Genomic DNA, 12,648 nt, shown 5'->3' on the forward strand with positions numbered 1-12,648 from the left:
TCACCGCTGCGGCGGGTCGATGCGGGCGCCGTCCATGGTGAAGAGCATCAGGCGGGTGACGTCGACCCCCACCCGGGCGGGCTCCCCGGCCCGCCAGACCGGGCGGGAGCCCAGGCGGACGATGAGGTCGGCCCTGCGGTGGTGGCCACCGGACTGCTCCTGCTCCTGCTGCGGCTCGGCGTCCTCGTCGAACACGGTGCTGGGCATCAGCCGCCGCAGCATCGAGCGGACCCGCCCGCCGACCAGGGGGACGCCCAGGCCGTTGGCCTTGCGCCGGGGGTCGGGGGGCTCGGGGACGGCCACGGAGGCGAGCCCGCTCTCGACGTAGGCGAGCCACTCGTGGCCGTGGTACTCCAGGGCGCGGACGCGGCCGAGGAAGGTCGGCCCCTCGAAGCTGTCGGGAACCGGGGCCAGGCAGTCGGGGCGCAGGCCGACGATGATCTGGTTGCCCACGTGCTGGGAGATGACGTACGCCCTGGGATCGGTCCAGGGAATCATGATCTGGTGCGGGCCGAAGTCCAGCAGGATGAACTGGTTCTGCGGGGTGCGGACGGTGGCCGCGAGCAGGTTGATCTGCTGGGAGCTGAGGAAGGCCGCGGTGAAGGCGGTCGCGGGGTCGTTGTAGACCTGCGCGGGGGTGCCGACGTCCTGCAGGACGCCGCGGTTCATGATGGCGATCCGGTCGGCCAGGGTGAGGGCCTCGACCTGGTCGTGCGTCACGTAGATCGTGGTCACCCCGAGGGAGCGGACCAGCGACGAGATCTCCATCCGCAGCTCGGTGCGCATGCCCGCGTCCAGGTTGGAGAGCGGCTCGTCCATCAGGAAGAGGGAGGGCTGGCGGACGATCGCGCGGCCCATCGCCACCCGCTGGCGCTGGCCGCCGGAGAGCGTTCCAGGGCGCCGGTCCAGGGTCTCGTCGATGTGCAACGCCTTGGACAGCTCCGTCACCCGCTCTCTGACCAGGGCGGGGTCGGCCTTCGCGATCTCCAGGGGGAAGGCGATGTTGCCGCGTACCGTCCGGTGCGGGTAGAGCGCGCCGTTCTGGAACACCATGGCCACGTCGCGGTCGCGGGGGGCGAGTTCGTTGGCGAGCGTGCCTCCCAGCCACAGGTCCCCGTCGGTGACCTCCTCCAGGCCCGCGATCATCCTGAGCAAAGTGGACTTACCGCAGCCGGAGGGGCCTAGGAGTACGAGAAACTCGCCGTTTTCCGCGCGCAGGCTCATGCGGTCGACCGCGAGGTATCCACCCGGGTATACCTTGCTCACGTTGTCGAGGACGACGGTACTCATGCGCGCTCGTTCCTCCCGGACGCCCCCGCCCGGATCCCAGCCGTGTGATTGATGAGGTAGTACATCGCGACACTTGCCCGCGTGTCCATAGGTGTCGTTAGAAATTGCTCATCTAATGGTTACTTTCCCGTTCCCGGATGTGACGGTCAGTCGTGACATCGAGCCTTTACCGGAACGCCAGGACGAAGGTTGAAATGTTACAATTTGCGAAAAGTTGCAGAAACGAATTTCATAGAGGATGCCGGATGCCGATCGGTATGTGCCCGGTTCAGCCGCATGGTGTTCAGTCGCATGGTGGGGTGACTGCTTGATGGACGGTGAGCTCGCGCAGACCTCGCGCTCCCGCTCCGACGGGACGACGATCCGGCTGGCCGACATCGCCGCGCAGGCCGGGGTGAGCGAGGCCACCGTCAGCCGGGTGCTCAACGGCAAGCCCAGCGTGTCGCAGTCGACCAGGCAGGCGGTGCTGACGGCCCTGGACCTGATGGGGTACGAACGCCCGCAGCGGCTGCGCCAGCGCAGCAACGGGCTGGTCGGCCTGGTCACCCCGGAGCTGGACAACCCGATCTTTCCCGCGTTCGCCCAGGCCATCGAGAAGGCGCTCACCCAGCACGGCTACACCCCGGTGCTCTGCACCCAGCTGCCCGGGGGCGCCCCCGAGGACGAGTTCACCGAACTCCTGATGGACCGCGGGGTCAGCGGCATCGTCTTCGTCTCCGGGCTGCACGCCGACACCACGGCCAAGATGGACCGTTACACCCGCCTGATCGAACGCGGGCTGCCGATCGTCCTGCTCGACGGCTACAGCGAGCGGGTCGAGGCGCCGTTCATCTCCCCGGACGACCGGGCCGCGGCCCGGCTCGCCGTGCAGCATCTCGCCGACCTCGGCCACGAGCGCATCGGCCTGGCCGTCGGGCCGCGCCGGTTCGTCCCGGTGATCAGGAAGATCGAGGGCTACCGGCAGGCCATGTCCCAGCTGCTCGGCGTCACCGACGCCGACGAGCTGATCTCGCACTCGCTGTTCTCGGTGGAGGGCGGCCAGGCCGCCGCCGCGCAACTGCTGGCGCGCGGTTGCACAGGCATCGTGTGCGCGTCGGACCTGATGGCGCTGGGCGCGATCCGGGCCTGCCGCGACCGGGGACTGTCGGTTCCCGGCGAGGTGTCGGTGGTCGGGTTCGACGACTCGCCGCTGATCGCGTTCACCGACCCGCCGCTCACCACCGTGCGCAAGCCCATCGGCGCGATGGCCTCGGCGGCGGTGGCGACCCTCCTTGAGGAGATCAACGGGGTCCGCGCCAAACACGTCGAGCTGATGTTCCAGCCCGAGCTCGTCGTCCGCCGCTCGACCGGCTCCGGCCCCCTGGTCAGCCGCTGACCCCGGCCGGTCCGCTCGGTGCGGGAAACGGATCCACCGTGACGGCCGTGCCCCGGCGCCGCGGGCGCCGTCAGCCCTCGCGCAGGTCGTCGAGGAGCGCGGCCACGCGCTCGCGGTAGGCGGCCACGTTGCGCAGCTTCACGTGCTCGTACCCGCGGACCACGTCGGGCAGATCGGCCACCTCGCGGACCCGCTCCCTGGTCTCCGGGCGCAGGTGGTCCAGCGCGCGGTGCACGTCTCGGGTGTACTCGGCGACGAGCCTCCGCTCGGTCCCGCGCACCCCGCCCAGGCCGAACGGGTCCAGGCGGGTGCCGCGCAGCGCGCGCATGCCGTACAGCAGGCGGAAGGCCGGGTCGAACCAGGGGCCGAGGCGCAGCTTGCGCCTCATGCCCAGGGCACGCAGGAACGGCGGGTGCAGGTTGTAGGAGACCCTCGCGCCGGGCCCGAACTCGGCGGCGATCCGCGCCCGCTCGGCCGGGTCGAGGTGCAGGCGCGCCACTTCGTACTCGTCCTTGTACGCCATCAGCCGGTGCAGCTGCCGGGCGTAGACCTCGGTGACGGCGGTGCTCCCCGGCGAGACCTCCCGCTCCCTGACGAGGACCGCGCGGACCGCGTCGGCGTACCGGGCGGCGTAGCGCGCGTCCTGGTACGCGACGAGGTCGGGCACCCGGACGGTGAGGATCCGGTGCAGCTCGGTGCCGGGTTCGGCGACCGCTCCGGCCAGGCGTACCGCCTCGGGGCCGGGGAGCGGCGCGGCCGGGGCGGCCGGGCGGGTCGCCGCCGCCACGGCCTCGGGGGCGGCGACCACCGCGCGGCCCCAGTGGAAGGCGGCGACGGTCCGTTCGGCGCCCCCGCCACCGCCCGCGCGGATCGCCCGCTCGATCGACTCCAGGCCGAGCGGGATGAGCCCGCGCTGCCAGGCGGCCCCGACGATGATCGTGTTGGCCGGCATGTGGTCGCCGAACAGCGCCTGGGCCATCTCCTCCGCGTCGAGGTAGACGTTCAGCTCGCGCCGGGTCCGCGACTCCAGCGCGCCGATCGGCGAGCCCGCGTCGGTCAGGTGGGTGGACGGGTCGAGCACCATCGAACCGGTCGGCACCAGGCTGGTGGAGACCACCGCCACCGTACGGTCGCGGTCGGCGGCGGCCAGGTGGGCGGGGTCGGTCGCGCCGATCAGGTCCAGCGCCAGGTAGGCGTCCACGCTGGCCGCGCCGCCCCGCGCCGACCGGTCGCCGTCACCGTCGAAGATGAGGATGTCGGAGACGACCGTGCCGCCCTTCTGGGCCAGGCCGGTCTGGTCGAGTCCCCGCGAGCGCCTGCCGTCGAGCATCGCGGCGGTGCCGAGGATCTGCGCGACCGACACCACGCCGGTGCCGCCGATGCCGACCAGCCTGATCGAGGTCTCCCCGGTGCGCGCCTCGGGAAGGGGCATCTCCGGCGGCGCGGGCAGCGGGGCGCGCCTCTTCGCGGACGCCTTGCCCTTGGCGGGCAGGACGGTGAGGAAGGACGGGCAGTCGCCCTCCACGCACGAGTAGTCCTTGTTACAGGACGACTGGTGGATCTCGGTCTTGCGGCCGAACTCGGTCTCCACCGGCAGCACGGACAGGCACTCGGACTTCTGCCCGCAGTCGCCGCAGCCCTCGCAGACCCGCTGGTTGATCGCCACCCGCCTGACGGGGTCGGGCAGGTCGCCCTTCTTGCGCAGCCGCCGCTTCTCGGCCGCGCACTGCTGGTCGTGGACGAGCACGGTCACGCCGGGGATCGCGGCCAGCTCGCGCTGGGCGTCCTCCAGCGCCGACCGGTCGCGGACCTCGGCGATGCCCGCGAGCTTGACGCCCCGGTAGCGTTCGGGCTCGTCGGTGGTGACGACGACCCTGCGTACGCCCTCGGTCTCCAGCCAGCGGGTCAGGTCGGGCACCGACAGGGCCGGGGTGATCGTCTGGCCCCCGGTCATCGCGACCGCGCTGTTGTAGAGCAGCTTGTAGGTGATGTTGACGCCCGCTCCGACCGCGGCCCTCACCGCGAGCGAGCCGCTGTGGTGGAAGGTGCCGTCCCCGAGGTTCTGGAAGATGTGCGGGGTGTCGGTGAACGGCGCCTGGCCGATCCACTGCGCCCCCTCGCCGCCCATCTGGGTCAGGCCGGTGAGCGTGCCCTTGCCCTCGCGGTTGAGCACCACCATCGTGTGGCAGCCGATCCCGGCGCCGACGGGCGCGTTGTCGGGGACGGCGGTGGAACGGTTGTGCGGGCAGCCCGAGCAGAAGAAGGGGGTCCGCTTGGGAGTGAGCAGCGTCAGCGGCGCCGGGCGCGAGATGGCGGAGAGCCCCTTCGCCACCCGCTCGCCGAGGCCGTTCAGGCCGGTCGGGTCGTTCGGGCCGGTCACGCCCCGGCGGCGCAGCCGGAAGGCGACGGCCTTGGCGGCCAGGTCGGCGTCGACGGCTCCGTGCCGGGGGATGAGCCGCGCGCCGTTCTCGTCGAGCTTGCCCAGCACGCGGGGGGCGTCGGCGGTCCCGTACAGGATGTCCTTGACCGAGGTCTCCAGCAGCGGGGCCTTCTCCTCCACGACGAGGATCTCCGACAGCCCCCGGGCGAAGGTCCGGACGATCTCCGGGTCCAGCGGCCAGAGCATGCCGATCTTCAGGAGGCGGACACCGGCCTCCTCCGGCGTGACGCCGAGCTTGCGGAAGCCCTCGCGGACGTCGTAGTAGGCGGTTCCCGAGGCGACGATGCCCAGCCAGGCGTCGCGGGGGTCGGCGGTGACGCGGTTGAGCCCGTTCTCGCGGGCGTAGGCGCGGGCCAGGTCGAGACGCGGGCCGACGAGCGTGCGCTCCATCTCCAGCGACCACGGGGTGAGCAGCGTGGCGTCGGGCACGTGGCGGTACGGCCCGCCCTGGTATTCGACGACGGGCATGACCGGGACGACCCGGTCATGCCCGACGTTCACGGTGCCGGTGCCGTCCACGACGTTGGAGACGGCCTTCACCGCGACCCACAGGCCGCTGGCCCGGGACGCCGCGATCGCGTGGCGCCCCAGGTCGAGCAACTCCTGGACGCTGCCGGGATGGATGATCGGCATGCCCAGCGTGGCGAGCGTGCCCTCGGTCGCCGAGGGGAGGGTGGAGGACTTGCAGGTCGGGTCGTCGCCGCAGAGCGCGATCAGGCCGCCCTCGGGGTGGGCGCCGACGAAGTTGCCGTGCCGGAACGCGTCGGCCGCGCGGTCGACGCCGGGCGCCTTGCCGTACCAGACGCCCAGGACGCCTGAGATGCGCGGGCGGGGGAGCGCGGGCACGAGCTGGCTGCCCCAGACGGAGGTGGCGCCGAGCTCCTCGTTCTGCCCGGGGCGGTGCACCACGCCGAGCGGCTCGGTGTGCCGCCGGGAGCGGGCCAGCTCCTGGTCGAAGCCGCCGAGCGGGGAACCAGGGTAGCCGGACACCATCGTGCCGGTACGCAGGCCCGCGGCCCTGTCGGCGCGCATCTGGTCGATGATCACCCGGACCAGGGCTTGAGTGCCGGTCATGAAGACCTGACCCTCGTCGAGCAGGTAGCGGTCGTCGGGGGAGACCTCACGGGCGTCTGCGAAGATCGTCATGGTTCCGTCCCGTCGTCGGCGCTCCTGCGTTGCCGCAAGGTTATGCCAGGTAGAACAAAATTCGATGTCAATCTTTTCGAGGACGACGCCCCTCGTTAGCATCCGATGTCATGGATGTGACAGATCGCGCAATTCTTGGTCTCCTGCAGGTGGAGGGGCGGTTGAGCAACCTGGAGCTGGCCGAGCGGGTGCGGCTCACGCCCTCGCCGTGCCTGCGCCGGGTCCGCAACCTGGAGGAGACCGGAGTGATCACCGGCTACCGTGCCGTGATCGACCCGGTGGCCGTGGGGCGGGGCTTCCAGGTCGTCGCCTACGTCGAGCTGGAGGGCCAGGACGCCGAGACGGTCACCGCCTTCGAGGCCGCCGTCATGGAGATCGACGACGTGGTCGAGTGCCTGCGCATGTTCGGCCGCCCCGACTACGTGCTGCGGGTGGCGGTGCCCGACATGGACGCCTACAGCCAGCTCTGCCTGGAGAGGCTCGGCCGCCTGCCCGGTCTCGACAAGCTCACCTCTCAGATCGCCATGAAAGCCCTCAAACCCGGCGGCGTCCTGCCCCTCTGAGCCTGTCCCTGTGAGCCTCAAGCCCGGCGGCGTCCTGCCCCTGTGAGCTGAGCCGTGCTTTTCGAGGTGTGCCGCGTCGGGCGAGAGCGGGTTCGACGGCACTTGCACGAGCCCCCCGCGGACGGCCCGCCCGTTCCCGAACCTCCCCCCGAAGGGGATAGTGGGGACATGACCAGCGACGTTGTCAGCCCGGCCGCGATGCTCGGCGTGGCGCTCGAAGAGGCCGTACGGGGATACGCCGAAGGGGGCGTCCCCATCGGCGCCGCGCTGTTCGCGGCCGACGGCGGGCTGCTCGGCCGGGGCCGCAACCGCCGCGTCCAGGACGGCGACCCGTCCGCCCACGGCGAGACCGCCGCCTTCAGGAACGCGGGCCGCCAGCGGACCTACCGGGGAACCACCATGGTGACGACCCTGTCGCCCTGCTGGTACTGCAGCGGCCTGATCCGCCAGTTCGGCATCACCGGCTTGATCGTCGGCGAGAGCCGGACCTTCACCGGCCAGCACGAATGGCTCGCCGGGCACGGCGTGGACGTCCTCGTCCTCGACTCGCCCGAGTGCGTCGAGCTGATGGCGGCCTTCATCGCCGCCAACCCCGCCCTGTGGAACGAGGACATCGGAGAGGAGTGAAGTCAGCCCCGATCATCTGGTTCCACGGCACCGCGTGCTCCCGCCCGCCCCCCCGGCTCCCGGCGAGGAGCTCGTCTCGCTCATCTACTTCTACGAGTGCGACCCCCTCGCCGAGGTCTCGTACGAGCCCGTCCGCGTGTCCGACCACCTCCTTGAGAAGCTGAGGTCGAAGACGGAGGGCTCCTCTCCCCTCCTGGATGTCGCCCGGTTTCGCGTCCGCCCTGCGGACCACTTCACCGGTAGGGGGCCGTCCGTAAAGCCGATTTTTTGTCCGAAATTGGACAAAGCCTACTATTTCTGTAGGGTTAGCTGAGAAGGCGCTGACGACGTGTTTCCAGCCTGTCGTCGGCTACGTACCGTACGAAACCCTCCCGGCGAGCCCTCGCCGACCGCGACGAAATGAGCTGTCCGAAACCAGGCCCGCAATGGTCCCGCGTCTCTCGCGCGGCCCGTATGGCCCGGTGGCGCGGACACTCAGCAGGAGAGACAGTGAACAGGAAGACGACGCCGTTCATCGGAGCCGTGATCGCGGCCGCGCTGGTCCTCGCCGGATGCGGCTCGGGCTCGGGCCAGGACTCCGGCTCCGGGGGGAGCGCGGCGCCCTCGGGGACGGCCGCCGCCTTCGACCCGGCCGCGACGATCGAGGTCGGCTCGCTCTACGAGCCGCAGAACCTCGACAACACCGGCGGCGGCGGGCAGGGCACGACGGAGGCGTTCAACGGCAACGTCTACGAGGGCCTGTTCAGGCTCACCGACGAGGGCAAGGTCGAGAACCTGCTCGCCGAGAGCCACGAGGTCAGCCCCGACGGCCTCACCTACACCTTCACCCTGCGCGACGGCGTGAAGTTCCACTCCGGCGACCCCCTCACCTCAGCCGACGTGAAGAGCAGCATCGAACGGGTCACCGCGAAGGAGTCGCAGTCGGCCCGCAAGAGCAGCTTCGCCGTCGTCAAGGACATCGAGACGCCCGACGACGGCACGGTCGTCGTGAAGCTGAAGGACAAGTCGATCTCGTTCGTCTACAACCTCAGCTACGTCTGGATCGTCAACGACGCGGCGAAGGACCTGGCGACGTCCGAGGACGGCACCGGCCCGTACCGGCTCGGCGAGTGGAGGCGCGGCGCCACGCTGAGCCTGACGCCGTTCGACGGCTACTGGGGCACCGCCCCGACGAACAAGGGCGTGGTGTTCCACTACTTCACCTCGGCGACCGCGCTCAACAACGCGCTGCTGACCGACGCCGTCGACGTCGTGACCAGCGAGCAGAGCCCGGACGCGCTGGAGCAGTTCAAGAACAACCCGAACTACAAGGTCAACGACGGCCGGTCGACGACCAAGCTCCTGCTGGCCTTCAACGACAAGGTCAAGCCGTTCGACAACAAGCTCGTCCGCAAGGCCGTCGCCTCCGCCATCGACGACCGCAAGCTGCTCGACTCCATCTGGGGCGGCTACGGCACGCCGATCGGCTCGATGGTCCCGCCCACCGATCCCTGGTACGAGGACCTCACCTCGGTCGACCCCTACGACGTGGAACTGGCCAAGAGGCAGCTCGCCGAGGCGGGGTTCGCGAACGGGTTCGACGTCACGCTCGACACCCCGAACTACGACCCGCACCCCACCGCGGCCACGTTCATCAAGGGCGAGCTGGCCAAGATCGGCGTCAACGTGACGATCAACGTCATCACCGCCGACGAGTGGTACACCAAGGTGTTCAAGAACCGCGACTTCACCGCCACGCTCCAGGAGCACGTCAACGACCGCGACGTCGTCTGGTACGGCAACCCCGACTTCTACTGGGGCTACGACAACCCCGAGGTGACCAAGCTGGTCGACGACGCGGAGAAGGCCGACACCGTCGAGAGCCAGGCCGAGCTGCTCAAGCAGGCCAACCGGAAGATCGCCGAGGACGCGGCCAGCGACTGGCTCTACCTCTACCCGCAGATCGTGGTGGCCTCGTCGTCACTGTCGGGCTACCCGGTCAACGGCCTCAACTCGCAGTTCCACGCCTACGGCATCAAGAAGGGCTGATGCCCGGCATCACACCGGGCCCGCCTGCCCCGTCCGGCCCGCCGCCTGGCCCGTTTGGCTCGTCCGGCCCGCTTGGCTCGCCGCCTGATCCGTCCGGCTCGCCTGGCTCGTTTGGTTCGTCCAGCTCGCCGCTCGGTCCGCCGGGCCTGCCTGGCGCACCCGGTTCGCCGCCTGGCCCGTTTGGCTCGTCCGGCTCGTCTGGCTTGCCGCCCGGCCCGGCGCTCGGTCCGTCGGGCCTGCCACCCGGCCCACCTCTTGGTCCATCCGGTCCGTCCGGTCCGTCCGGTCCGCCTGACCCGCCTGGCTCGCCGTTCCGTGTGGCGGGCCGAGCGTGGCCCATGGTCACCTACCTGTTGCGGCGGGCGGCGTTCCTCGTCGTCTCGCTCCTGCTGGCCTGTGTCGTGCTGTTCCTGCTGCTGCGCCTGCTGCCCGGTGACCCCGCCAACGCGCTGCTGTCGGTCGGGGCCACCCCCGAGCAGGTCGAGGCCGCCCGCGAGCGGATCGGCTCCGACCGCCCGCTGCCCGAGCAGTTCGCCACCTGGCTCGGCCAGCTCGTCACCCTCGACCTGGGCGAGTCGTTCGTCAGCACCCTCCCGGTCGGCCCGGAGATCGCCTCCCGGCTGGTCGTCACCGTCCCGCTGACCCTGCTGTCCTTCCTGCTGGCCGTGGCCGTCGCCGTACCGGTCGGCTTCGTCGCCGCCCACCGCGCGGGCACCTGGTACGGGTCCCTGCTCAGCGGGCTGTCCCAGCTGGGCATCGCGGTCCCTGCCTTCTGGGTGGGAATGCTGCTGGTCACGGTGTTCGCGCTGCGGCTGAGGATGTTCCCCGCCGGAGGTTTCCCGAGGGACGACTGGGCCGACCCGGTCGCGGCCCTCACCTCGCTGGCGCTGCCCGTCGTCACGATCGCCCTCGTCATGTCGGCCTCGCTCATCCGCTACGTCCGCTCCGCCACCCTGGACGTACTCGGTAGCGATCACCTGCGTACCTTCAGGGCGCTCGGCTCCTCCTTCACCGGGGCGATGTGGCGGCACGGCCTGCGCAACGCGGCGGTGCCCGTCGTCTCCATCCTCGGGATCGAGCTGGCCACGACCTTCCTCGGCGCGGTCGTCGTCGAGAGCGTGTTCGCCCTGCCCGGTCTCGGCGGCATGCTGGTCAAGGGGATCGCCCAGCACGACTACCCGGTGATCCAGGGCATCCTGTTCGTCAGCACATTCGCGGTCCTGCTGATCGGCTTCGCCGCCGACCTCGCCCAGCGGCTCATCGACCCCCGGCTGCGCGGCACCCTCTCCGGAGGTCCCCGATGAACACCGTGGTCTCCTCGCCGAAAGCCCCCGTACCGGACGCTCCCGCCCGGTCGCGGCGGTCCGCGACGCTCGTGGTCGGATGCGTGCTCGCCGGACTGGTCCTCGCCGTCGCGGTCGTCTCCCTCCTCTGGCTCCCGTACGCCCCGGACGACACCTCGGGAGACCGGCTGATGCCCCCGGGGGCCGCCCACCCGCTGGGGACCGACAAGCTCGGCCGGGACCTGCTCACCCAGCTGATGATCGGCGCGCGGATCGCGCTGACGGTCGGGGTCGGGTCGGTCCTGCTCGGCGGTGTCCTCGGCCTGCTCGCCGGTCTCGCGGCCGGGTTCGCCACCCGGTGGCTCGACGACACGGTCTCGGCGCTGCTCGACATCCTCATCGCCTTCCCCACCCTGCTGCTGGCCATGCTCGTCGTCGCGGTGCGCTCGGCGTCGCTCGGCTCGGCGGTCCTCGCGATCGGGCTGGGCATGTCCGCGATCGTGGCGAGGCTGACCCGGGTGCTCGTCAAGCGCGTGCTGGCCCAGGACTTCGTCACGGCCTCGCGTACCTCGGGAACCTCCTGGCCGCGCGTGGTGACCGAGCACGTCCTGCCGAACATCTGGCCGACGCTGCTGGTCAACCTCGCGCTCCAGCTCGGGCTCGCCGTGCTGGCCGAGGCGTCCCTGTCCTACCTGGGGCTCGGCCCGCCCCCGCCGAACGCCTCCTGGGGACGCATGCTGCAGGAGGCCCAGGCGACCGTGCTCACCGCGCCGCTCGGCGCCGTCGCCCCCGGCGTGCTGCTGGTCGTGCTCGTCATCGGGGTGAACCTGATCGCCGACGGCCTCAGGGACGTGGCGGATCCGACCCGGCGGAGGATGCGATGAGCCTGCTCGACTTCGTGGGGCTGCGCGTGTGCTCCGCCGACGGTCTTAGAGATGTGGCCGATCCGACCCGGCGGAGGACGCGATGAGCCTGCTCGACGTCACGGGACTGCGCGTGCGCTCCGCCGAGGGCCGCGACCTCGTCAGGGATCTGTCCTTCGCGATCGGTCCCGGCGAGCGGCTCGGCCTGATCGGCGAGTCCGGGTCCGGCAAGTCGCTCACCGCCCTCGCGATCATGGGCCTGTTGCCGTCCGGCATGACCGCCTCCGGCAGCGTCGTGCTGGACCCGCCGGGAACGGGCCCGTCCGAGGTCGTCGGCGCCCCCGAGCGGCGGCTGAACGGGTTGCGCGGCCGGGCGGTGTCGGTCGTCTTCCAGGAGCCCCTGACGGCACTCGACCCGCTCATGAGGGTCGGGCGCCAGCTCGCCGAGCCCATCAGGCGCAGGCGGGGCCTGCGCGGAGCCGCCCTGCGCGCCGCCGTGGCCGCCGCGCTCCAGGAGGTACGGATCGCCGAACCCGGCCGGGTCGCGCGAGCGTACCCGCACGAGATCTCCGGCGGGCAGCGCCAGCGCGTCGCCATCGCGATGGCCCTGGCCTGCGAGCCCGCGCTGCTCATCGCCGACGAGCCGACCACGGCCCTCGACGTGACGGTCCAGGCGGAGGTGCTCGCCCTGCTGGGCGACCTGGTCACCGCCCGGGGCATGGCCCTGCTGTTCATCGGCCACGACCTCGCGGTCGTCTCCGGGATCACCGACCGCGTCCTCGTCCTCAAGGACGGCGAGGCCGTCGAGTCGGGAACTGTCAGGGAGATCGTGAACGCGCCGCGCCACCCGTACACCCGGTCACTGGTGGCGGGCGCCCGGTACCTCGACAGCGCCCTGGATTGGACGAACCGTTGACCAAGCCCCTCCAGGACCAGCTCGCTGAGCCGTCCGAGCCGTCCGAGCCGTCCGAGCCGTCCGAGCCGTCCGAGCCGTCCGAGCCGTCCGAGCCGTCCGAGCCGTCCGAGCCGTCCG

9 protein-coding genes are annotated in these 12,648 nt (G+C 71.2%); 7 read left to right on the forward strand and 2 right to left on the reverse strand.

What is annotated here, in order from left to right; all coding sequences use genetic code 11:
* Positions 1-1,290 (reverse strand): ABC transporter ATP-binding protein, encoded by a 1,290-nt coding sequence (locus ACW9TB_RS31020; protein ID WP_472751640.1) that lies wholly within the window; start codon positions 1,288-1,290, stop codon positions 1-3.
* 310 nt (positions 1,291-1,600) lie between these two features.
* Between ACW9TB_RS31020 and ACW9TB_RS31025 the strand changes: the two genes are divergently transcribed.
* Positions 1,601-2,665, forward strand: a complete 1,065-nt coding sequence (locus tag ACW9TB_RS31025; RefSeq protein WP_472751641.1) for a LacI family DNA-binding transcriptional regulator — start codon at positions 1,601-1,603, stop codon at positions 2,663-2,665.
* Between the two features lie 70 nt (positions 2,666-2,735).
* Here ACW9TB_RS31025 and ACW9TB_RS31030 read toward each other — a convergent pair whose 3' ends face one another.
* Entirely contained in the window at positions 2,736-6,251 is a 3,516-nt protein-coding gene (locus ACW9TB_RS31030; RefSeq protein ID WP_472751642.1) for an indolepyruvate ferredoxin oxidoreductase family protein, read from the reverse strand.
* Between the two features lie 110 nt (positions 6,252-6,361).
* Between ACW9TB_RS31030 and ACW9TB_RS31035 the strand changes: the two genes are divergently transcribed.
* The 6 genes from ACW9TB_RS31035 (at position 6,362) to ACW9TB_RS31060 (ending at position 12,531) form a co-directional block, all read left to right on the forward strand.
* On the forward strand, positions 6,362-6,814 hold the full coding sequence (locus ACW9TB_RS31035) for an Lrp/AsnC family transcriptional regulator (protein WP_472751643.1): 453 nt from the start codon (positions 6,362-6,364) through the stop codon (positions 6,812-6,814).
* A gap of 168 nt (positions 6,815-6,982) precedes the next feature.
* On the forward strand, positions 6,983-7,441 hold the full coding sequence (locus ACW9TB_RS31040; protein ID WP_472751644.1) for a nucleoside deaminase: 459 nt from the start codon (positions 6,983-6,985) through the stop codon (positions 7,439-7,441).
* Between the two features lie 489 nt (positions 7,442-7,930).
* Positions 7,931-9,469 carry an ABC transporter substrate-binding protein gene (locus tag ACW9TB_RS31045; RefSeq protein WP_472751645.1) on the forward strand — a complete coding sequence of 513 codons (1,539 nt, stop codon included), beginning with the start codon at positions 7,931-7,933 and terminating at the stop codon, positions 9,467-9,469.
* A gap of 338 nt (positions 9,470-9,807) precedes the next feature.
* Positions 9,808-10,773 carry an ABC transporter permease gene (locus tag ACW9TB_RS31050; RefSeq protein ID WP_472751646.1) on the forward strand — a complete coding sequence of 322 codons (966 nt, stop codon included), beginning with the start codon at positions 9,808-9,810 and terminating at the stop codon, positions 10,771-10,773.
* Positions 10,770-11,636, forward strand: a complete 867-nt coding sequence (locus tag ACW9TB_RS31055; protein ID WP_472751647.1) for an ABC transporter permease — start codon at positions 10,770-10,772, stop codon at positions 11,634-11,636. The genes ACW9TB_RS31050 and ACW9TB_RS31055 overlap by 4 nt, the downstream gene beginning before the upstream one ends.
* Before the next feature lie 82 nt (positions 11,637-11,718).
* Positions 11,719-12,531, forward strand: a complete 813-nt coding sequence (locus ACW9TB_RS31060; protein ID WP_472751648.1) for an ATP-binding cassette domain-containing protein — start codon at positions 11,719-11,721, stop codon at positions 12,529-12,531.
* The last annotated feature ends 117 nt before the right edge of the window (positions 12,532-12,648 follow it).

The sequence above is a fragment of the Streptosporangium sp. H13245 genome, assembly GCF_055690525.1.

What these genes read in the sequence shown, in the direction of transcription:
- ACW9TB_RS31020 (WP_472751640.1), bottom strand. Translation starts at nt 1,290, where the DNA reads ATGAGTACCGTCGTCCTCGACAACGTGAGCAAGGTATACCCGGGTGGA.
- ACW9TB_RS31025 (WP_472751641.1), top strand. Translation starts at nt 1,601, where the DNA reads ATGGACGGTGAGCTCGCGCAGACCTCGCGCTCCCGCTCCGACGGGACG.
- ACW9TB_RS31030 (WP_472751642.1), bottom strand. Translation starts at nt 6,251, where the DNA reads ATGACGATCTTCGCAGACGCCCGTGAGGTCTCCCCCGACGACCGCTAC.
- ACW9TB_RS31035 (WP_472751643.1), top strand. Translation starts at nt 6,362, where the DNA reads ATGGATGTGACAGATCGCGCAATTCTTGGTCTCCTGCAGGTGGAGGGG.
- ACW9TB_RS31040 (WP_472751644.1), top strand. Translation starts at nt 6,983, where the DNA reads ATGACCAGCGACGTTGTCAGCCCGGCCGCGATGCTCGGCGTGGCGCTC.
- ACW9TB_RS31050 (WP_472751646.1), top strand. Translation starts at nt 9,808, where the DNA reads ATGGTCACCTACCTGTTGCGGCGGGCGGCGTTCCTCGTCGTCTCGCTC.
- ACW9TB_RS31055 (WP_472751647.1), top strand. Translation starts at nt 10,770, where the DNA reads ATGAACACCGTGGTCTCCTCGCCGAAAGCCCCCGTACCGGACGCTCCC.
- ACW9TB_RS31060 (WP_472751648.1), top strand. Translation starts at nt 11,719, where the DNA reads ATGAGCCTGCTCGACGTCACGGGACTGCGCGTGCGCTCCGCCGAGGGC.